Genomic DNA, 22546 nt, shown 5'->3' with positions numbered 1-22546 from the left:
TGTGAGCAGATTGAATAAGAGAATGAGCATAGATTAAAAGGAACAGTACGGAACTCACATTCCGAATACGTTGGATTTTATTCAGCTGATAACCCTAGCACATTCTCCGTAAGGCATCATCGTAAAATCCCAACCAACATAGCTACCACGGCTATGATAGCGTTTTTATATTAATCCAATATTTTCTTGCCTATTTCGACATATTCGTATACTATTTTCCCATAACTTAGTGCTTCAATCATGTGTTTTTGGGGTAGAGCCTAGTCAAAAAGGCTTGGGTTCACGGGAGAGGAAGAGGAGCGGATGGTCGGTTTTTTTAGAAAACGTTTGGTTGTACGCATTGTTGCAGTCGTTACACTGGTTATTATGATTATAGCGGCTGGAAGCATGCTGTTACAGGTGGCTAATATGAAGCTGGCTGCGCAGGAGGCCATTTCGAGTTACAATATGCAGATTGCTCAGAGTTATGTGAATAAGCTGGATACAGCATCTTATGCCGAGTATGCTAAGGATCCCAAGGAGAATGACGAGTTCTTGAAGATTCGTGATGAGTTGGATGATTTTCGCGAACGGATTGGTGCAATGTATGTGTATTTCGTCAAAATAGATGACAAAGGTACACCCCTTATTATGGTGGATGGTATGAAGGACGTGGCTAAAGCCTCACCAATTAATGAAGTGACGGATATCCCGACGGAAGCTGTACAGAAGCTACTAAAAGGAGAAATAGCCAGTTCCTCAATCATTAACAACGAGGAGTATGGTGATTATATATCTTCTTATGCTCCCATGCTGGATAGCAATGGTAAACTGACAGGTGTGATTGGAATCGATACATCAGTATCGGTTATTGGAAGTATCGAATCAGATATTATGAAATCGAGTATTCCCTTCTATGCCTTGTTGTTATTGATTACACTTGCAGGTATTGCCATTGTTATGTGGTTTATCGTAAGGGGGCTACGGCCACTCCAATCGCTGAAAGCAAGTGTCGAAAGCATGGCACAGGGTGAGCTTGCAGAAGCCAATCGAATTCTGACGTCATATCGTTTGCGGAGCGAAGATGAGATTGGAACAACATACCAAGCAATGATACATATGTCGGGGAACTTGAATGAGATCGTAAGTGACATGGTTGAAGGTGTAGCCGCTACCACAGATATTTTAGCCGAATCAACCAAGGAATTTAATCAGAGTACCGAAGAGATGCTGGAGATGAGCAAGACCGTTGATCGATCTGTCGAACAGATCAGACTTGGAGCCCATACCCAGAAGCAAAGTGCGAGCGACAGCGCGAATGCAATGGAAGAGATCGCCAAAGGCATAACGGATATATCCGAATCTTCGATGATAGTGTCGGATGCGGCAACAAGTGCACTTGTTACCGCAGAGTCTGGGAAACAGAACATGACACTCATGAAGAAACAGATGGAGAGTATTTCAGATGTCTCGGGTGAAGTTGTAACGATGGTTCAGGTGCTGAACAACTACTCTCAGGAAATTGGTGGTGCACTGCACACGGTTCGTGATTTTGCGAGTCAGACAAAGCTGCTCGCGCTTAATGCATCCATTGAAGCGGCGCATGCAGGAGAGCATGGCAAAGGTTTTGCTGTTGTGGCGGACGAGGTTCGGAAGCTTGCGGAAGCCTCCAGTACATCTATGGAACTGATCTCGGATCTGCTGATTCGCATTCAACAAGAATCACAGCAGATTGGCTCCCGAATGGGGGTTACCGCACAGGAGATTGGACAAGGGGTTACCATTACATCAGAAGCAGAGCAGGCCTTCTCCCATGTGGTAGACGCATTCCAACTGGTGACGCATCGTATTCAGGAAGTATCTGCTGCCGCAGAGGAAATCTCGGCCGGTTCAGAAGAGGCCGCGGCTTCCGTTATTACGATCTCACAGATTTCAGTCGGGGTGTCGGATCATTCGGATGAAATCTATCGTCTGATGCGCGAACAGTCAGCTATGTTCCAGAAGGTGGAGCAGACTTCCACGATGCTTGAACAGCAGACGAACGAGATGAGCGAAGCTGTGAGAAAAGTGAAAGTATAGTTTGGGTAAGGTGTAGTAAGAGTACGACAAGAGGTAGTCAGCAAAGCGAATAAAATATAAGGTATTATGTGACTGTGATAAGTAAAAAAAGTGCTCCGTTCTTGGAGAAGTTGGTGTGTATCCCTAACTTCCTTCAGAGGCGTGGAGCACTTTTTGCTCTTCATGGAGCTTTTATAGATGATCCATCTCAATGGCCTGTCTAAAGCGTTGGGCGAACTTTTCTGCGGCTAAGGCACCCTCTTTGGATTCCGTCTGTACAAAGCCAATTTGCATTTTCGGTTGATCGATTTCCGCGATCTCAACCATCTTCACCAAGCCTTCTTTCCACAGTGGATGTTGGTGAAAGGAGAAATCGTGACCGATCGTTGCAGCAATATTATTTCGTAACACCATGTTGATCGCTTCTGAATTATTCGTTTTGAACAGAATGGACAGAGGGCCATGATCATAGGTGAATTCCTGGATGAAGTCTTCGATGAAACCGTCCCGATACAGTGCCAACTTGTGTTCTTTTAATTGGTTCGGTGTAACGCGGCTGTGCTGGGCAAGTTCAGACAGGTGATGGGTACATACCACCAGTTTGCCTGAATACATGGGACTGAAATGAAGTCCATCGAACTCCCGCAATTGTTTGGCGTAGATCGCGATAAAGCCCAGATGAGTTTTGTTGCTGCGAATATCCTCAATAATTTCCATTGACCCTTTCTCTTCAATGGAGATGTTAAGTTGCGAGTGTTCACGCTTCATGTCCGCAGCAGACTGGACAAGATAGGGCATGACACTTGGGAAAGTAGCAACATGCAGCTCTCCGGTAAGAGAGGAGGCTTCCGCGTTCAGGGACTTCAACTCATCAATCCGCTGCAAGATGTCCAGCGCCTTGGCAATGAATTGTTTGCCTTCGGAAGTGGGATGCGTTCCTTGCCGCGAGCGCTCGAACAGGATCAATCCCAGTTCTTTCTCCAGACGATGAACTGATTGGCTGATTGCCGATTGCGTGATATGTAGATGCTCTGCGGCTGCGGAGAACGATTGGGTCTTCGCAATTTCAACGACATATTCAAGTTGTTCCAGATTCATGATCTCATCTCCGTTTGATATTAATACAGCTAATGTTAACATTAGTATCTATAAATATGAATAATATATGAACAGCGATATAATACATAGACAATCATACAAAGGGGATGAACTTCATGAAAGCAGCAGTATGGTATGCCCATAAAGACGTTCGTGTTGAAGATCGCGAGGTTCCAGTCGCTCAAGCAGGGCAAGTCAAAATCAAAGTAGAATATGCCGGTATCTGCGGCAGTGATTTACATGCTTATCATCATGGTGTAGGGATTCAAGAAGGCGAGAACCATCCGCTCTCAGGACAGAAAGCGCCGTTGACGTTGGGTCATGAATTTGCAGGCACCGTAAATGAATTGGGAAGTAATGTAAGCGGTATCAATGTAGGCGATCGGGTCGTGGTGGAGCCGTTGTACCATTGTGGAAAATGCGAATATTGCATCCAGGGTCGGTACAACCAATGTACACAATTTGGATTCGTTGGACTGAATAGTGATGGTGGTTTTGCGGAGTATGTTGTTGTTGAAGCATACATGGTCCATCCCATCCCGGATAACGTAACTTTCGAAGAAGGCGCACTCGTAGAGCCTACAGCAGTAGCGTTTCATGCGGTTCGTCACAGCAAACTGAAAGTGGGCAACAAGGTAGCCGTGTACGGAGCTGGTCCAATTGGATTATTGACCATTTTGTCTGCCAAAGCTGCAGGGGCCTCTGAAATCTATGCAGTCGATGTATTTGAGGAACGCCTGAACTTGGCAGCCAAGCTGGGAGCTATTCCGGTGAACAGTGCCAAAGTCAATGCAACCGAAGCGATTTTGCAACAATCCGGTGGCATCAATGTGGCTTATGAAGCAGCGGGAGTGCAACCAACAATGGACAGTGCCGTTGCGGTTGTCAAAAAAGGTGGAGAAGTTGTTGTGATCGCCGCGATTCCAAATCCGCTCCAAGTGAACTTCTTCGATCTTCTGGTGAAAGAAGCGAATCTGACAGCAACGCTGGCATATCGCCACATTTTCCCTGAAGTGATCTCATTGATTGCGGAAGGATCTCTCGATGTGAAACAGATTATCACCAAGAAAATCAAACTGGACGACATCGTACAGGAAGGGCTTGAGCTGTTGATGAGCGACAAGAGCCATGCGAAGATTTTGGTGGAGATTGGCGGCTAAAGCCTTATCGCTAACCAAGATAGATTTTTCATATAAACATAATTGATGTATCAATTTTAAATCGTGAAAAAGACCACTCATGAGGATGAATGGTCTTTTTCACGTTATTCAAGTAGAACACGTATCTTTCATTGACTACACTTCACTAATCAGATTCCGCTGATCGTGGTTCGCTATTACCCTTGAGAATCATAGCGGTAGCAAATCGCCTTACCCCCGCTACTCTCGGAGCTGAATTCCTCATCCTCATAAAATCCAAAACGTTCATATAAACGGATGGCGTTGACCATCTGACCACCCGTATATAAATACACCGTATTTTTGCCCATCTCCTTGGCGGAGTCCACGCAGTGCTGGAGCAGTTCTCTCGCAATGCCGTGCCCTCTCCATTGTGGATCGACACCGAGCAAGCGAATAAACGGATAGTCGATGGGCAATTCGAAGTCTGGATAAGCCTTATGCGCGGTCTCGAATAATTGAACTGTGCCGACAATCTGATCTTCAATCTTGGCGATCCATAATTGGGTCAGATACGGATTATCCACGGACTCTCTAATATCCTTCAGGTAGGCTTCCCACCGTTCCTCATGCTCGAACGTCTCCCGGTACTCGGCGTAACTGGCAACAAGGATATGTACAATTTCGTTATGGTCTGCTTCAGTAGCAGGATGGATCGTAACGGCAGCCGTTGTCATCTATAATTCTCCTTCTCTTATCATCTAAGTGTTCCACTGGGTTAAGTATTCAATATGTTTATTGTGCATTGTACCACAATGAATGGCGATGAATGAATTCAAATGTTCTATATACAGCTCAATCATTTCTATGGGTCTGAGAGCATCACCGGTTGAGTTGTGTCGAGTACAGATTGTTGCGATATTCGGTTGGTGTATAGCCTTCGTATTGCTTGAACATGCGCAGGAACAGTTTGTAGTCAGAGAAGCCGCAATGGCCCGCAATTTCTTTGACACTGGCATTGGTATTCAGTAGCATCTGTTTGGCTCGGCGAATCTGTTCGGTGAGAATATAGGTTTTGAGTCCAATTCCCTTCTCACGCTTTACCATTTTGGAGATGTAGTCCTTGTTGAAATTAAAATGTTCTGCAATTTTGCTCACCGTGATGCCCGTGTGAAGATGAATGTCCACCCACTTGCAGATATGGTCCACGACAGCATTATGAGGACGATAATCCGCCTGCGTATTCCGTTCCAGCTCTTTGAACAGCAGCAGCAAAGCCGCGTCCGCTTCTTCCTGCGAGAAGGAGGAGACATGCAGCAACTGCTTGAAGAGTTGATTCGCCACGGAAGGTACCTGAATGGTGGCATGCGCCCTGTGACCGTCGAATTCTGCCTGAACCGAATCATAGTGAACCCAATAGAAGCTGACAGGTGCCTCGCTGATCCGGTAACCATAATGGGTGCGCCCAGCCTTTAGAAATAGCAGATCATTGGCACGAACGACATACTGTTCCTCATCTTCCGCGATGTACATCTCACCTTCCAGCATCAAAATAATCTCATGTACAGGCATGATTCTCCGCATGTGGCTCCAGTTCCCTTCCGATATGAACTTGCCGCACAGATAATGTTCCAGTGGTTTTGGCATAGGACGGATTTCTCCACCTTTTCTTGGATTATGAGTCTGATGTAATTGTACTTTATTTGATAACATGTGGATATTCAAGGTTTGAAGACCGATTGGAAGCTTGAAGCATATGAATTACAACACGGATTTTATCCTTTAAGACCCCATGGAAGCACAGCTGAATATCTGTACATACCGAGAAGGAGTGAGCGTAATGATTGATACGAAAAAAGGATTTCTGGGCCCGGAACATGTAGACCTGCTCAATGGTGTTTTTCAAACATCACAAGAGGTTGGGGAGCGTTATCTGTTATCGCTGGATATTGATCGATTCCTGGCTCCATGCTTCGAAGCTCATGGTTTGCCTGCCCGAAAAGAACGCTACGCGGGTTGGGAGGCTCGTACCATCAGCGGACATTCCCTCGGCCATTATCTGTCGGCGCTGGCAGTAACGTATCAGGCAACCGGGAATGCCACGTTAAAAGAAACGCTGGATTATGCCGTCAGTGAGCTTGCATCCATTCAACAGCATACGGGCAGCGGGTATATCGGCGGGTTGTCCGAAGAACCTTTCCACATGGCTTTTCGAGCAGAGAATATCGGTGGATTCAATATCGGTGAATACTGGGTTCCTTGGTACAGCGTACACAAAATCTACCGCGGTCTGATTGACGCATATAAACGGACTGGTAACGAACAAGCACTTGATGTGGTCACTCGATTTGCAGATTGGGCGGTAGAAGGCTTGCTTCCGATGACAGAAGAACAGATGCAGACGATGCTTCAAAGTGAACACGGGGGCATGAATGAAGTATTTGCGCATTTATATGAGATCACGGGCAAAGCCTTATACCTTGAGATCGCCAATAAGTTTACCCATCAATTGATCCTGAGACCCTTGGAACATGAACAGGACGATCTTCAGGGCAAACATGCCAATACGCAGATCCCGAAAGTGATCGGTGCTGCCGAAATCTACAACCAGGATTCCTCTCGCGAGAGTTACCGGGCGGCGGCAGAATTTTTCTGGGAGACTACCGTTCATCATCGTTCCTACGTCTTTGGCGCTACGAGTATATCGGAGCATTACGAAGCGAAGGGCATGGAGAGTCTTGGCATCAAAACAGGAGAGAGTTGCTGTACTCACAACATGATGCATTTGACGAAACAACTCTTCGCCTGGAATCACGATAGCGCCTACATGGACTATTATGAAAATGCCATCTACAATCACATCCTGGGCACGCAGGACCCCGATACGGGCAACAAAACGTATTTTGCCTCAACGCTGCAAGGGCACTACAAAATCTACGGTACGCGCGATACCGCATGGTGGTGCTGTACAGGATCGGGTATGGAGAACCCGGGCAAATATGCCGAGGCCATCTATTTCGAGAATGAGCAGGACCTGTATGTGAACCTGTATATCGCCTCCAAGCTGGACTGGGCATCTCAGGGACTATCGCTGAAGCTCGAAACCGACTTTCCTTATTCGGAAAAGGTAACCCTGACGATGACCGAAGGCAGCGCCTCGGCTCATCTAAGATTACGTGTGCCCTCATGGCTGCAAGAGCCAATGACGGCAACCGTCAACGGGGACTCGGCCCATCCGTATACACGGATGGAACCCGGCTATCTCTCCATCGACCGCCAATGGAACGCGGGTGATGTCGTTACAATCACACTGCCGATGTCACTTCGGCAGTACACCTCCAGAGATGATGCCCACAAGGTGGCATTCCTGTATGGCCCAATCGTACTTGCCGGTGCACTAGGAAGCGATGGACTTCCCGAAGACACGATTGTGGATGAAACGGCACTGAATCCCAAGACTGCTCCCGTACCGGTAATCCGGACAGAACAGGAGGATGTAAAGGAATGGATCAAAGTTGTGGACGCAGGCACGTTAACATTTGAACTCAGCAAGGAGGTCACTTCCACAGGTGAAGCCGTGAAATTGATCCCGTTCTATAACGTACATCATGAATTCTATACGGTGTACTGGCCATTGAACGACGAAGGCGATGCACTGGAGAAAGAGTTGAACGACATCACGATCGACAGGGTTCAGCCGGATGGTCAGCAGGATGAGATCGGGCATCAATTGGATAGCAATTGTCGCGGCGAGCAGCACAACGGTTCAACCACAGATGGACGTAAGAAGTTGCATATGTGGCGAGAGGCTTTTGGCATCAGTGGGGCTTACTTCAGTTACCAACTGGCGGTGGATCGCGCCGCAACTAATTATCTATGTGTGGCCTATTGGGGCGGAGATCATTCTCCTTTTGTAAAGGAAGATATTCGGTATGAAAGGCACTTCAGCATCATCGTGGAAGGCGTTGTTATTGGGGAGCAGCGCATTCATATGAACAAAATCGGTGAGGTATTCTACGTGACTTACGATATCCCTGAGAGCGTTACATCAGGCAAGGATAGCGTTACGGTGATGTTTCGTGCGATTGGCGACAATGGCTGCGCCGGTAAAGTCACAGAGGTACGCACCACGCGCAGTAAACCGGAATCTTTCTTTTCGTAAAAAGAGGCATGGTATGAAAAGGCGCAAATACACTCAAATACAATGGTGAATGCAAGCCAAATACGGATGAGCTAACAGAGGTTTATGGGAATTAAGCTTGTCTGCTACAGAGGGTGCAATAAGGCAACCGTTTTCTAATTTCTAACGAACCGCACACGCCTTAAATGGGGAATTTGGGTGAGTTGGGAAATGTAACGAATCTCAGCGACGTTATTTCATTCGACATGGGCAATAATCAACGTCTTTGCACCTAAAACGTGAATATAAAGTGTCTCAGGTTCGTTACATTTTTGGTTGAGCTGAAATGCACCAAATAGCGTCACCTCAGTTCGTTAGCTGTAGGAAACGGTATCTTGGATATTACTGCGCAGCAGAGATGGACCCTTTGGGGTGCGTAGGGACATCGGGTCACCGGATCGCCGGGACATTGAGATTTCAATAAGAATACGAGAACACGAGAACACGAAAAAAAGATGAATCAACGCATAAGGGACGAAACCGGATGATCTCCGTTTCGTCCTTTTTGCATTACTCGTTTTTTAGACAAGTCTTATATAAAAAATGACACGCATAGCTATTTTCCACGTATTACCTGATAACGATTTTTAACCGCGATTTTCTGTTCCTGATGACTCGATTCTACAGATTGACCACAGATTATCCAAACGGTTTCACGTTGTCCCTCTAAAGATGAAATGGGATGAGCCCAACCCACGTATATTATGAATATCCAACTAAATCCACCTGAGCGCAGTAACATCATGTACAATGATATTAAGTTGAAGAGGAAAATATCGACATATAGCTCCAGCATATAGCATGAAAGGAGGTCGGATGATTGAACATGAACAGATACATAAAATTACTGGGCTTGATCTTCGGCATTGTGGCCGTGAATGTTCTGGCATTCTCACCCGGCTTTATCGGGCTGAATTTCGGGGAGGGTGCATTTACAACAGCGCTTTCGGTGACTTTGCTGTTCGGCAGCGTCCTGACTTTATTCTATGGTAGTTACAGCTTGCTGTTCAGACAGCCAGTAGTCCTGCCTGTGAAGCATATCGAGACTCATGAAGATTATGTGGAAGCGTTATCCTTTTATAGACGTATCAAAGTACTTGAAGAAGATATCACGCTGGGACTGTCCCAACTGAGTCGGATGAAGAAAAAGAAAGAAACACTCCTGAATGTGCTCCATCAACGATTTGATCCAGGCGAGCTGAGCTACAAGAAATTCGCGTCGGTTACCCTGGAAGTGGAGAAGCTGTTATACCTCAATATCCGCAGTATACTGAACCGGTTGAATGTATTCGATGAAGCCGACTATGCCAACATGATGAAATCCAAATCCTCTACACTTCCCCAGAAGCTTTTTCAGGAAAAAACGAAAGTGTACAACGATTATCTGTCCTATGTGAAGGATTCACTTCACACCAATGAAGAAATTTTGCTCAAGCTGGATCAATTGTTGCTGGAGATTTCACGTCTGGACAGCTTTGAAGTTGGAACGATTGAACAGATGCCTTGTATGCAGGAGATTGATCAGTTAATCAAGCACACCAAATTATACAGACAGTGAGGGGTTGCTCGTATGGCCAAGAAGGGAAAGTTCTTTTTCATATCGATTGTAATGTTGGTGCTCGTGTTCGGTCTGGTATATGCAGGCATTACGCTGACATCCAACTTCGGCAAGTCGTCAACACAGGTCAGTACAGAGAATGCAGGCAAAACGCTCAGTAAATTGTATGGGGACATTAACCCCGCAACGGCAGAGTCCGTCAAAGGACAGATTGACCTGGACCCGGTCGATGTGGCAGAATCGCTGCCCGACATCTCGAAATTTCCGGTCACGGTAGAGAACACAACGAATGATTACGTCGAAATCTTCTCCTCACCCGAGAAATCAGGCACTGGGGTGGACGGGTGGCTGACTGAGGTTGGTGATGAATTTAACAAAGCCAATATGACCGTCGGAGGTCAGCAGGTGTCGGTCAAAATCCGCAACATCGCCTCCGGAACGGCTACAGATTATATCAAGTCAGGCAAGTATATGCCGGATGCGTTCACACCCTCCAATGAACTGTGGGGCGAGATGGTTGAGGCCAGCGGGGTGAAGACAGAGATGGTGTCCGAGCGATTGGTCGGGAACGTGCCCGGCATCGTGATCTCCAAAGCCAAGTATGATGCACTTGTCGATACGTATGGCTCCGTTAATGTGAAAACGGTGACCGAAGCGATTGCGAACAACGAACTCGCGATGGGATACACGGATCCATTTGCCAGCTCCACAGGACTCAACTTCCTCGTGACCGCACTGAATACGTATGACAGCGCCAACCCGCTGGGTGAGAAAGCTATTCAAGGTTTTGAGAAATTTCAGGCGAATGTGCCGTTTACGGCATCCACAACGATTCAAATGCGGGAAGCTGCCAAGTCAGGACGACTGGATGCCTTTGTGCTTGAATACCAGACGTATGTGAATACCGCTGATCTGAAGAGCGGATACGTCTTTACCCCATTTGGCGTGAGACATGACAGCCCGTTGTATGCATTGGGACAATTGCCGCAGAACAAGCAGGAGATCATCCAGAAATTTGCGGAATTTGTCACCCAGGCGAAATATCAACAGTCGGCGGAAGAGTTCGGCTTCAACGGCTTACCGGATTACAAATCAGAGCTTGGTACAGTAGATGGCGGCACGTTGCTGTCCGCACAGAAAGTATGGAAAGAGAAGAAGAACGGCAGTAAACCCATTGCTGCTGTATTCGTAACTGACGTATCCGGAAGTATGGACGGAGAGCCACTTAACCGGTTGAAGGAATCTTTGAGTAAAGGGCAGAAGTACCTGGGCACGGACAACAGCATTGGCCTTGTCTCCTACTCCAGCGGAGTAACGGTGAATCTGCCGATTGCGAAGTATGATACGAATCAGCAATCCATGTTTGTCGGAACGGTTAACAGTCTACAAGCAGGCGGGGGTACGGCAACATTCGATGGGATCGTGGTGGCGATGAAGATGCTCGAAGACTATATGGCTGTTGATCCGAACGTGAAGCCGCTTATTTTCGTCCTGAGCGATGGCGAGACCAATGAGGGTCATACCCTGAAGGACATTCGTGATCTGGTCGAGACGTATCAAGTGCCGATCTATACGATTGGATACAACGCGGACATCAAAGCCCTGGAGAGCATCTCCAGCATTAACGAAGCCGCAAGTATCAATGCCGATACGGACGATGTCGTATACAAGATCGGAAACCTGTTTAACGTACAGATGTAATTTAAAGGGGGAACTATAGATGTCGTTTTCGATGGAGATACCAAGCCAGAAAGAGATTCAGAAGGTGATTGAAGAAGAGGTGAAACCCGTACCTGCCGAGGTAGCGGAGCTGCAACAAGTGGCGAATGCCAATGTAGAGATGATTATGACACTGGATCTGGAATCCCTGGAGAAGCGCAAGGAGATTCTGCAATCCATTGATGGGTTTGGTATGAACACGATGAGATCTTCTTCTGAGAAAAACGCGTTGCTTCAAGTCTCCGTTGGACATCTGTCCAAGACCGGAGACGAGGGCGGTCAGGTCGCCAAAGGCTTGACCGAGCTGCATATGCAACTGAAGGATCTCGACCCGAGTGTGGTCGACTTTGCCAAAACCGGCTTCCTCGGGAAATTGTTCAATCCGCTCCGCGCCTATTTCCTGAAATACCAGAAAGCTGACGCAGTCATCGCTGACATCGTCACTTCGCTGGACAAAGGCAGATCTACATTGCGTAACGATAATACGACACTGGAGATTGAGCAACAGAACCTGAGAGAACTCACCAAGCGATTGCAAAAAGAAATCCAGCTTGGCGTGCTCATGGATGAGTCGATCGACGGGCAGATTGAAGCCGCCAAGGTCCGCAATGAGGACCCCGAGAAGGTCCGTTTTATTACGGAAGAAGTACTATTCCCGCTCCGTCAGCGAGTGATGGACTTACAGCAAATGCTGGTCGTGAACCAGCAGGGCATTATGGCGATTGAAGTGGTGATCCGTAACAATAAGGAACTAATCCGAGGGGTAGACCGGGCGAAAAATGTAACGATCTCGGCACTGAAAATTGCCGTTACGGTAGCGAGTGCTCTGTATAATCAGAAGATTGTATTGCAGAAGATTGAATTGCTGAACCAGACGACCAATGATCTGATCGCCGGAACATCCAAGATGCTCAAGGATCAGGGGATTGCCATTCAGAAGCAGGCGTATGAAGCCAGCATCTCCGTGGATACGATGAAACAAGCGTTCACCGATGTGTTGTCTGCGCTCGATTCAATCAGCCTCTACAAGCAGGAAGCTCTGCCAAGAATGCGTGAGACGATTAACCAGTTCCGTGAACTTGCGGATACCGGAGAGCAGCAGATTCAGCGGTTGGAGAAAGGGCAGAAGCTGGGGTTGTAATGGTAACTTTCATTTATACGAACAAAGCGACCTTTCCCGGTTAATCACTGGGGAAGGGTCGCTTTTTTTGGCTTCATTAAGACCGGCATATCGGTTGGTTCAATCCATTGTGGATTATTCAAATGAATTGCATGAAGCAAAAGGCAGGATATGATTAGAAATCATATCCCAAATTCCTTGCATAAGCATATAAATACTGCTCACATTGGTTAATAAGATCGCCACCAGCTTTTACCTTGGCACTGCCCTGTTTCAGTATCGTGTAATTCACTTTGTTCTTGGAAACGGCCTGCTTGTACAACAGGTATCCTTCAAGCTGAAGGTAGCTCCCTTTGACGAAATAGGCGTGTATTTTCTTGAGTTCCGGGTGGATGGGTTTGATCTGTTTTGCCTTGGATACGAGTTTCGTATAATTGGGGATCACCGTATTCGTAAGTTTGAGATACATGGACTTGCGATTCGCTGATGTTACCTGGGAGCCGACACTTTCCAACGCGTCCATGGCTTTAGTCTCATAAGACTCAAGAGCAAATACTTTTTCAAGGTATTGTTCGAATTCTTTTTGATCAGCAGTAAGCTCATATTCCGTCTCGTCCATAAGTTCTTCGCTGAAATGCTCTGCGTCGTCGCTATAACTCTGATCTGAATATGTAGAGGTTGGTTCATTGGCAGCATTGGCAGAAGCGGCAGGAGAGAGAAGCACTCCGCCAAGCATAATAAAACTGGTGAACAATGATATCATCCACGACTTGTTCAAGTGTAGTGTCAGCCCCTTAGGTTATTGTTTTGAGGGATAATTTAACATATTAATCTCCGAAATGACAGGAACTCATTTACAGTACTGAGGCAGTATACTTTTATTAAACCGAACTTAATTACTCTATCAGAGGTTAAGTGTAGAGAGTCAAAGTAACGGTTTATAATGAATGATTTTGAACAGTTCCTCTGCCATATAAGCGGGGCTATGCTTGAAATCCTGTCTGATCCACTCCATGATCATGCCGAATATCGCATGAGATTGGTAGCTTGCCAATATTTCATGGTTGATGTGTGGAGGGAAGATATGGTTCAAATCCTGTAAGGCGAGATCCCGCAAGACATCACAGATCATACGCTGGAAGCTGGATGAAGCCTCGGACTCTACAACCAGTGTGTAGAATTGTGCGTGCTGGTGCACATGTTCAAATATGGTGATCGCCGAAGAGGGCATAAGACCGACCTCGAACTCTTCTTTATCCTGATAAGGTTTGCGAAAAGAAGTCACCAGATCCTGAATCACATCATCGATGATTTCATTGAACAGGTCTTCCTTGTACTGATAATGTCTGTAAAATGTACCTCGATTCAGATCGGCTCGCTCCACAATATCTGTAATGGATATTTCTTTGAAGGGATGTTTCTGCATGAGATGGATGAGTGCATCCTTCAGCGCAACTTTTGATTTCTTGATTCTTCGGTCCATTGAATTCGAATACATAATTTCAGACATATCTATTCCTCCCTGCCTGTCCGTTCGATACATTAAAGTACATTTGGGCTGTTACGTGTTGATTAACGTACAACTGGACAAGCTTTTACTGATTGAAGTGAAACGCTATGACTTATTATACTAAGGATAGGCGTTAATGAACATTTGTTTGTTAAGTTTTTGTAAACGAATACACAAAGGAGGAATTAAGATATGAAACTTCAAGATAAAGTCGCCGTTGTAACAGGTGCAGGTTCGGGTATGGGGAAAGCGATCGCTACATTGTACGCCCAAGAAGGTGCCAAAGTCGTGGTTTCAGACATAAATGAGGAATCTGCTCTGGCGGTAGTTAATGATATTAAGGCCCAGGGTGGAGAAGCGATTGTCGTTCTGGCCAATGTAGCCAAAGAGGAAGATGTACAGAACCTGATCGATACGACGGTTAGCACATACGGAACAGTAGATATCTTGGTTAACAATGCGGGCATTATGGATGGCATGGAGCCAGCAGCGGATATCACCGATGAGAAGTGGGAGAGATTGTTCGCTGTGAACACAACCAGTGTGATGCGGACAACGCGTAAAGTATTGCCGATCTTCCTGGAGAAACAAAAAGGCGTAATCGTAAACATCGCCTCGGCAGGCGGATTGCATGGTGGACGTGCAGGAGCAGCCTATACGGCTTCCAAACATGCGGTGATCGGTTTCACCAAAAATACAGGGTACATGTATGCGGAGCAAGGTATTCGCTGTAACGCAATCGCTCCGGGAGCTGTAGCGACCAATATCGGTTCCTCGATGGCGGGAATAAGCCAATTTGGTGCAGGCAGACAGCAACTGGGTATGTCGATTAATCCGCGTGTAGGCACCAGTGAAGAGGTCGCGAAGGTAGCTCTGTTCCTCGGATCGGACGAGTCCAGCTTCGTGAACGGTACTGTGATTACAGCCGATGCAGGCTGGAGCTCCTATTAAAATGAATGAGGGTCGGGATTTCGACTCTTGATATGTAGAAAATGGAGAAAAGGTAGCAGATATAGAAAACAAATCGAGAAGCCGCATGTGCTTATGCGGCTTCTTTTTGTGCTCCCCAAACGAGTCTAAGCGGTTCAAACGCAAAGTATCGTACGTCGGTATGCCATCCGCTACACGAGGCAGCCAATCTCTGATAAAACCAATCTGCGTAGGGGGGAAGAGGCCCCATTCTTCACAACATCGACAGAAGGAGGAATCTTTCTTCCCGAATGATTGAACACGGCATCCAGAATTATGCGAATCACTCCTCGTAAGATAATGAAATTCAGATACATGTGGCCATAAACGCAAAAAAGGCACAACCTCAATTGTTCACGAGGTTGTACCTTTCGGCAGCATAGCCTTTTGATAATACGGCTATACTGCCGAATTATTCTGTAAAAAAAAACTTTTTCCCTGTAATCTCAATTTATTCAAATGGAACAGGCAGTGTTTTCATTCTCATGTTACATGTCAGAGAAGAAGGTCTGATGTTAAGAACTCGTGTAAGCTGCTTACATCTGATAGCCCAGTTTCTCTCCGTACGCTTTAATTTCGGCATGATACTGTTGGATGCTTTTGATGCCTGTGGCAATCTTGTCATTGCCTTGCTTGAGGAATGTACTGTTTACTTTCGTTTTGGCAACAGCCTTTTTGAACGATTGGTATCCTTCAAGCTGAGCATAGCTGCCTTTGATCAGTTTGGCGTGGATTTTTTTTAGCTCGGCATTCTCTGGCTTAATCTGTTTCAGCATGGACACATACTTGGTGTAGTTGGGGATTGCCGTATTGTTCAATTTCAGATAAAAAGATTTACGATTGGAGGAGGTAATGTATGTATTGCCACCCACTGCATCCAAAGCTTTCTTCTCATATACGGCAGAAACAGTCAATGCATCCAGATAGTCCAGAAATTCTGCTTCCTCTGCTGTAAGTTCCTCTTCTTCATAGGTACTGTTTTCCTCGGTATTGACCTCATCTGAATATGTAGACGTTGTATCGTCAGCAGCTGCTGCATATGATCCAGTAGGAAGCAGCACCCCACCAAGCAGAACAAAACTCATAATAATGGATAGAACCCAAGACTTTTTCACGTTACAATTTCCCCTATCTATCGATGTGATATTATTCCAAGGGATAATCTAACATAATAGATTGAGAAATTACAGGTTTTTTTTGACAATAAATAATTGCACAGGATACAAGTCAGTGAATGAAAATACAATGTTGGGAATAACACTTATTAGATGAAGCAAAATATGTGGAGACCATTCGCACATCGAAGAGAAAAGAAAAAAAATACATATATGGTTATGCGGAAAATGAATTATATGAATCGAGACTATATAGGTTGCACTTATAAATCTATGATTAATGCTGTTTAGCGAAGTTTCATTGTTCAACAGGACATGAGAAGTTTTTCCAAATAAAGTGCTTGTATAATGGGCTTATCTCCATTACAATACAAATGATAATGAGATTCAATATCATTTACAGGAAAAAGGGGAGACGGGTTACATGTATAAATTAAAGAAAAAAGGTTGCATTTATGCAGCACTTATTCTGATGATTTCATTGCTTGCCGGCTGTGCATCGGGTGGAAGCGCGGAGATAACAAATACCGCAAGTCCCGCAGTAAGCAGCAATGAGAGTAATAATAAAAGCGATACAACCGCCAAAGCGGAAGATGAGACAAGAGTCATCAAACATGCCATGGGCGAGACCAAAGTCACAGGAACACCGCAAAAGATCGTAACCTTGTTCCAAGGTGCCAATGATGTTGTTGTTGCACTGGGCGTGAAACCAACAGGCGTAGTTGAATCCTGGGTTCAGCAACCAGTGTATGAATATCTGAGAGCAGATCTGGATGGCGTAACCCAAGTGGGTCAGGAATCCCAGCCGAATCTGGAGGAGATCAACAAGCTGAAACCGGACTTGATCATTGCTACGAAGATTAGACATGAAGAGATCTATGAGCAGCTGTCCCAGATTGCGCCAACGGTAGTAACGGAAACCTTGTTTGACTGGAAGGAAACCGTGAAGCTGTCTGGTGAAGCGATGAATAAGGTAGAACAGTCGGATAAGCTGATGACCGATTGGGATGCACGTGTAGCTGATTTCAAAGAGAAAATGGGAGACCGACTCCCGATTGAAGCTACGATTACGAACTTCAGAGCCGATCAGGTTCGTATTTTCTACATGGGATATGCAGGAAAAATTCTGCAAGAGCTTGGCTTCACACGACCTGAAGGTCACGATGCAGATACATGGGGAATTGAATTAACTTCCAAAGAGAGCATCCCCGATATGAATGCGGATATGATCTTTAACTTCAATTCCGGTACGGAAACCGAGGCGATTCAGAAAAATTATGATAATTGGACCAGCAGTCCACTGTGGAAAAACCTTGATGCTGTCAAGAACAACCAACTGGTTCAGGTCGATGAAGTGGCCTGGAACATGGCGGGTGGATACACATCGGCCAACATGATGCTGGACGACCTATATAAGCAGTTCAACCTGAACTAACAGGAGCAGGACCTGCCATGCACCAGAACATTCGTTAACGAAGTGTATGGGCAGGCAGGTCCCTTTTCATTTTACAGATGAAAGAGTGAGAATATGTGTCCCCTTTTTACAAAGGCAATTGCCAAGATATACGGATTGGCTGGTTTATTCGTGTTGCTGCTGCTTGCGAGTACAGCGAGCATGATCCTGGGACGTACGCATATTACGTTTCAGATGGCATGGGATGCACTGCAATTCTACGACGAGACCTCCGTGGAGCATGTGGTGCTGCTGACAGAACGGTTGCCACGTACCATTATTGCAGCTGTCGTTGGAGCCAGTCTTGCCGTGGCGGGCGGACTAATGCAGGCGTTGACACGCAACCCGCTCGCCTCACCGAGTGTGTTTGGCATTAATGCAGGTGCGATCTTATTTATTGTTATCGCCATCGTGGTGCTGTCCGTATCTTCGCTCACGACGATGATGTGGTTTGGTTTTGCCGGAGCAGCCGTCGCCGCGGCGATTGTATATGGGCTGGGTTCTCTCGGTCGTGACGGCCTGACCCCGATCAAGATTGTCCTGGCAGGTACGGCCATCTCTGCACTGTTTACCTCCTTCACACAGGCTATTCTGGTATTAGATGGAACCGGATTACAGGACGTATTGTTCTGGCTTGCCGGATCGGTAAGCGGTCGGACGCTGGATATGCTGTATCCTGTTCTGCCATATATGGCAGTGGCTGCTCTGGTCTCCCTGTTCATGGGCAGAGCCATCAATCTGCTATTGACGGGTGACGATATTGCGAAAGGTATGGGACAAAATGTACTTCTCGTCAAGTTGCTTATGGGAGTCGTTACTGTTCTGCTGGCAGGTGGCTCGGTCGCAGTCGCTGGTTCAATCGGTCTGGTCGGTCTGGTCGTCCCACACATCATGCGTGCACTGGTAGGCAATGATTACCGCTGGCTGGTTCCTTATTCCTTCGTTGGTGGAGCGATCCTGTTACTGTCCGCCGATGTTGTCGCAAGGCTGGTCATCATACCGCAGGAAGTTCCGCTCGGTGTCATGACTGCACTGATTGGTGGACCCTTCTTCGTGTACATAGCCCGCAAGGGAGTGACGAAGATATGAGAAAGATGCTGACTTTTCGAAATAAAAAAGACACCGTTTCGGGACAGATCGAGCGGAAGTCACTCGTTGTTATTGGTATATGTACCCTTCTGTTTCTGATCGCAGGGGTTGTTGGTACGAGTGTGGGTAGTGACTTTATCTCGCCGCTGGACGTCATCCGAACGATATTGGGTCTGAACGCAGGCGAGCATGACTTCGTTGTACTTACGCTGAGACTGCCACGGGTGTTATTATCCCTGCTGGTTGGTGCAGCGCTCGGCATGTCAGGCGCCCTGCTGCAAGGCATCATCCGTAATCCGCTGGCCTCACCGGACGTTATCGGTATCACTGGCGGTGCAGCAGTCGCGGCGGTAGGATTCGTAACTGTGCTCGGTGGAACGGTGAGCATTAAGCTGCTGCCGCTGTTTGCAATTAGTGGTGCGATTGTAACGGCATTCATTATTTATGTGCTTGCCTGGAAAAAGGGAGTCAGTCCGATTCGCCTGGTACTGATCGGAATTGGGGTGTCGGCCATTACCGGAGCCGGTACAACGTTCATGCTCATTCTGAGTCCGTTCTACACAGCAGGTCAAGCCTATATCTGGCTGACAGGCAGTGTGTACGGGGCAACGTGGACCGATATCCGAACCATTCTCCCAGTGATTATCATTGTTGTACCTCTGGCGATGTGGTTCGCCCGCAGCCTGAATGCACAGGAGTTCGGAGATGATTTGGCTACAGGGCTGGGAGTTACCGTTCAATGGCATCGTTCGGCATTGCTGTTATGCAGTGTACTACTGGCGGGAATTGCTGTATCCGTTGCGGGTACCATTGGCTTTGTAGGCTTGATCGCTCCACATATTGCAAGGAAACTGGTCGGACGAATGTTCGGCAGTATGCTCATGGTATCCGGTCTGGTCGGTGCGTTGCTTGTATGTGTATCAGATCTGATTGCCCGGACGGCCTTTCTGCCGCTTGATGTTCCCGCAGGGGTATTTACCGCGGGTGTAGGCGCACCCTTTTTCCTGTATTTGTTGTTTAAGAACCGAAATCAGTTTTGAGGAGGAGAGAGCCGTGAGTATTCTGGAAGCCAAGGAGCTTACTATCTCCTATGGAGCAGATCCCATTATTGAAAATTTGAACCTGACGATTCCCAAAGGACAGATTACCGTCCTGATTGGCAGTAACGGATGTGGCAAATCCACACTGCTGCGCACAATGGCAAGGTTGCTGAAGTCCAGCGCGGGTTCCGTATTGCTGGATGGCGAAGAGATTGCGACGCTCCCGACGAAGGAGATTTCCAGACGCATGTCCATTCTGCCACAGGGACCGACTGCTCCGGAAGGTCTGACAGTGAACCAACTGGTTAAGCAAGGACGTTATCCACATCAAACGTGGCTGAAGCAGTGGTCCCGTGAAGATGAGCGCATGGTCAAGCTGGCGCTGGAGTCCACACATCTGACAGAGCTGGCCGATCGCCCTGTCGATGCGTTGTCTGGTGGACAGCGCCAGCGTGCCTGGATTGCGATGACACTTGCGCAGGGTACCGAAACACTTTTGCTTGATGAACCTACAACCTATCTGGATATGACTCATCAGATTGATATTCTGGATTTGTTGTTCGAGCTGAATGAACGGGAAGGGCGCACCATTGTCATGGTTCTCCATGATCTTAATCTGGCGTGTCGGTATGCACATCATATTGTGGCCGTTCACAACAAGTCCATCTATGCGGAAGGCAAACCGGAGGATATCGTTACACAGAACATGGTCCGTACGGTCTTCCAGATGGAATGTGAGATTGCAGTCGATCCGCTGTTTGGTACACCGACATGCATTCCACACGGAAGGGGGAGGAAGCTGAATGGAGAACAGCGGTACACTCAGCTAGCTTGAGGATCAGGAGATGCAGACTCTCGTTGAGGAATACCGACTGACGCAGGAGCCATTCAACGATTGAACGTATAGCGACCTTACGCTCCAATCTTCCACATACACTGCACCTACATGCGGATCACAGAACAGGCAAGCTATTGGTTTCATCATGAACATGATCCAGAGCTTGTCCCGGTTGTGACGCCCGTTATTCGAGAGATGCCAATCCACATGGATGTACAACCACTTCTAATCAACCTTACTTTCCCTTAAAAGTTTATTATTGACAATGTATATTGAATTGCCATAAAATAGATTTTATATGATATTGATAATCATTATCAGTATATAGACACAAAAATAATCCGATTAAAGTATGAGCTATAAAAGTTGAACTAATCATTTACACGATAACGGAGAGGACAGAAAAAACCTGAAAAAGCGAAGCGTTCGCCTTTATCACCGGATTTTCCCTTGAGAAAAGGGAATCGAAAAAAATCTGGGGATAACAGCGACTGGAAGGTTATTCTGTCATCGTAGTGTCCGTGTAAATAATCTTTAGTTCAACTTATATAGGAGCGAATGCTTTCATTCGGTCGAGGAGGATTTCCAGTGTTCCCGAGAGGAATTCATAATCTGCAGAACCGACTCATTATAAGCAAAGCGCAAGAAATGGGTATTACCTGTGAGCCGCTTGTGGAGGCATGCGAAGATTTCTTGAAGCTATCCTTAGGGGACAAGCAAATCATCATCAACAAAACCAGATCCCATCGTCTGCCGTTAATCGCCGGACTGCTCGCGAAGAACAAGCAGGCATGTAATATGCTGCTGCGCGAACAGGGAATGCCTGTGCCGTCATTTATCGTGATCCCGGCGATAGGGAACGAGGCAACAGCATTTCTGAGACAGCATGGCTCCATTGTGGTGAAGCCGTTGGATGCAAGCAGTAGCTTGGGCGTGACGCTGGATGTTCGTACCGAAGATGAATTGGAAACTGCCATTCGTCTTGCGGGTGTCCATGGCAGCAGCATCATGCTACAGCAATATGTGACAGGCATCGATTACAGAGTGCTAATCATTAACGATGAGGTGGCGGCTGTGAACGAATACCGTCCGGTCTATATTCAGGGAGATGGGAATTCTTCCGTGCGGGCATTAATTGAGAAGATGAATCAGGATCGTCTTGTAATGACTTCTATTGGCGAGTACGAAGCCTTTCCCCGGGTTGATGCAGAAGCTGAACATCTACTGGAGGTCTTGAGCGGACAGGGGACAACCCTCGATCAAGTACCAGCCACAGGTCAAGAAATTGAACTGTACGATCTTCGCAATTCAGCCGCCGGGAAGATCAGTGAGTTTTATAGGGATTGTACAGAATTCATACATCCCGATAATGTCCGAATGATGATTCAGGCAGCCAAGACACTCCAGATTGATGTAGCCGGAGTCGATGTCCGGTGTACCGATATTCGCAAGCCCATCTCGGGTGAGCAGGGTGGCATTCTGGAAGTGAACGCCTTGCCAGATCTGACGCACCACGTCTTTCCCCATGGTGGAACGACGCGTGATGTAGTTCGGGTATATCTGGAATATCTTTGTCAGGAGCAAGGAGCAATTCGAATATAAGACATATAACAACAGATACAGGTAATGCATGACGTATATTAGATGATATATAACGTCATTAATCACTTGATTCTTATCACCGTTGTTAACCATAACTACG

General features: G+C 46.7%; 19 protein-coding genes. 12 read left to right on the top strand and 7 right to left on the bottom strand.

The window, feature by feature from the left end; translation table 11 throughout:
• The first annotated feature begins 327 nt into the window (after positions 1–327).
• Positions 328–2058, top strand: a complete 1731-nt coding sequence (locus C0Q44_RS00735) for a methyl-accepting chemotaxis protein (RefSeq protein WP_258166110.1) — start codon at positions 328–330, stop codon at positions 2056–2058.
• A 171-nt stretch (positions 2059–2229) separates the two neighbouring features.
• On the opposite strand, the gene C0Q44_RS00730 is transcribed toward C0Q44_RS00735, so the two are convergent.
• Entirely contained in the window at positions 2230–3135 is a 906-nt protein-coding gene (locus C0Q44_RS00730) for a LysR family transcriptional regulator (RefSeq protein WP_105405618.1), read from the bottom strand.
• Positions 3136–3251: 116 nt separating this feature from the next.
• On the opposite strand from C0Q44_RS00730, the gene C0Q44_RS00725 reads away from it, so the two are divergent.
• Positions 3252–4295, top strand: coding sequence for a 2,3-butanediol dehydrogenase (locus C0Q44_RS00725; RefSeq protein WP_105405617.1), 1044 nt, complete (start codon positions 3252–3254; stop codon positions 4293–4295).
• 176 nt (positions 4296–4471) lie between these two features.
• Here the strand turns inward: C0Q44_RS00725 and C0Q44_RS00720 are convergent, their stop codons facing one another.
• Positions 4472–4990, bottom strand: a complete 519-nt coding sequence (locus C0Q44_RS00720; RefSeq protein ID WP_105405616.1) for a GNAT family N-acetyltransferase — start codon at positions 4988–4990, stop codon at positions 4472–4474.
• Between the two features lie 145 nt (positions 4991–5135).
• A complete protein-coding gene (locus tag C0Q44_RS00715; protein ID WP_105405615.1) occupies positions 5136–5900 on the bottom strand; it encodes a helix-turn-helix transcriptional regulator in 765 nt (254 codons plus the stop codon).
• 193 nt (positions 5901–6093) lie between these two features.
• On the opposite strand from C0Q44_RS00715, the gene C0Q44_RS00710 reads away from it, so the two are divergent.
• The 4 genes from C0Q44_RS00710 to C0Q44_RS00695 all read left to right on the top strand — a co-directional run bounded on the left by C0Q44_RS00710 (position 6094) and on the right by C0Q44_RS00695 (position 12851).
• Positions 6094–8415, top strand: coding sequence for a beta-L-arabinofuranosidase domain-containing protein (locus C0Q44_RS00710; protein ID WP_105405614.1), 2322 nt, complete (start codon positions 6094–6096; stop codon positions 8413–8415).
• 844 nt (positions 8416–9259) lie between these two features.
• Positions 9260–9991 (top strand): hypothetical protein, encoded by a 732-nt coding sequence (locus tag C0Q44_RS00705; RefSeq protein ID WP_308737381.1) that lies wholly within the window; start codon positions 9260–9262, stop codon positions 9989–9991.
• Positions 9992–10003: 12 nt separating this feature from the next.
• On the top strand, positions 10004–11692 hold the full coding sequence (locus C0Q44_RS00700) for a vWA domain-containing protein (RefSeq protein ID WP_105405612.1): 1689 nt from the start codon (positions 10004–10006) through the stop codon (positions 11690–11692).
• Positions 11693–11711: 19 nt separating this feature from the next.
• Positions 11712–12851: a toxic anion resistance protein gene (locus tag C0Q44_RS00695; RefSeq protein ID WP_105405611.1), complete on the top strand. Its 1140-nt coding sequence runs from the start codon at positions 11712–11714 to the stop codon at positions 12849–12851.
• 154 nt (positions 12852–13005) lie between these two features.
• Here the strand turns inward: C0Q44_RS00695 and C0Q44_RS00690 are convergent, their stop codons facing one another.
• Together C0Q44_RS00690 and C0Q44_RS00685 are read right to left on the bottom strand one after the other, a co-directional pair.
• The gene (locus C0Q44_RS00690; RefSeq protein WP_181150806.1) at positions 13006–13593 is read right to left on the bottom strand and encodes a hypothetical protein; all 588 of its coding nucleotides are present in this window, start codon (positions 13591–13593) and stop codon (positions 13006–13008) included.
• Between the two features lie 162 nt (positions 13594–13755).
• Entirely contained in the window at positions 13756–14340 is a 585-nt protein-coding gene (locus tag C0Q44_RS00685; protein ID WP_105405609.1) for a TetR/AcrR family transcriptional regulator, read from the bottom strand.
• A gap of 192 nt (positions 14341–14532) precedes the next feature.
• Here C0Q44_RS00685 and C0Q44_RS00680 point away from each other — a divergent pair, with 192 nt between their 5' ends.
• Positions 14533–15291, top strand: a complete 759-nt coding sequence (locus C0Q44_RS00680; RefSeq protein WP_105405608.1) for an SDR family oxidoreductase — start codon at positions 14533–14535, stop codon at positions 15289–15291.
• A 554-nt stretch (positions 15292–15845) separates the two neighbouring features.
• On the opposite strand, the gene C0Q44_RS00675 is transcribed toward C0Q44_RS00680, so the two are convergent.
• Positions 15846–16424: a hypothetical protein gene (locus tag C0Q44_RS00675; protein WP_105405607.1), complete on the bottom strand. Its 579-nt coding sequence runs from the start codon at positions 16422–16424 to the stop codon at positions 15846–15848.
• Positions 16425–16848: 424 nt separating this feature from the next.
• On the opposite strand from C0Q44_RS00675, the gene C0Q44_RS00670 reads away from it, so the two are divergent.
• The 4 genes from C0Q44_RS00670 to C0Q44_RS00655 all read left to right on the top strand — a co-directional run bounded on the left by C0Q44_RS00670 (position 16849) and on the right by C0Q44_RS00655 (position 20841).
• Complete coding sequence (locus C0Q44_RS00670; protein WP_105405606.1) at positions 16849–17859, top strand: ABC transporter substrate-binding protein; 1011 nt, start codon at positions 16849–16851, stop codon at positions 17857–17859.
• Positions 17860–17952: 93 nt separating this feature from the next.
• On the top strand, positions 17953–18966 hold the full coding sequence (locus tag C0Q44_RS00665) for a FecCD family ABC transporter permease (protein WP_105405605.1): 1014 nt from the start codon (positions 17953–17955) through the stop codon (positions 18964–18966).
• Positions 18963–20006, top strand: coding sequence for a FecCD family ABC transporter permease (locus C0Q44_RS00660; RefSeq protein ID WP_105405604.1), 1044 nt, complete (start codon positions 18963–18965; stop codon positions 20004–20006). Before C0Q44_RS00665 ends, C0Q44_RS00660 begins: the two co-directional genes overlap by 4 nt.
• A gap of 13 nt (positions 20007–20019) precedes the next feature.
• Positions 20020–20841, top strand: a complete 822-nt coding sequence (locus C0Q44_RS00655; RefSeq protein WP_105405603.1) for an ABC transporter ATP-binding protein — start codon at positions 20020–20022, stop codon at positions 20839–20841.
• A gap of 3 nt (positions 20842–20844) precedes the next feature.
• Here C0Q44_RS00655 and C0Q44_RS29965 read toward each other — a convergent pair whose 3' ends face one another.
• Positions 20845–21051 carry a hypothetical protein gene (locus C0Q44_RS29965; protein WP_181150805.1) on the bottom strand — a complete coding sequence of 69 codons (207 nt, stop codon included), beginning with the start codon at positions 21049–21051 and terminating at the stop codon, positions 20845–20847.
• A 381-nt stretch (positions 21052–21432) separates the two neighbouring features.
• On the opposite strand from C0Q44_RS29965, the gene C0Q44_RS00650 reads away from it, so the two are divergent.
• A complete protein-coding gene (locus tag C0Q44_RS00650; protein WP_181150804.1) occupies positions 21433–22446 on the top strand; it encodes an ATP-grasp domain-containing protein in 1014 nt (337 codons plus the stop codon).
• Positions 22447–22546 lie beyond the last annotated feature (100 nt).

Origin of the sequence: Paenibacillus sp. PCH8 (assembly GCF_002968835.1) — a bacterium.
Taxonomy (GTDB): domain Bacteria; phylum Bacillota; class Bacilli; order Paenibacillales; family Paenibacillaceae; genus Paenibacillus.
This window is presented reverse-complemented; position numbering and strand designations above follow the sequence as displayed.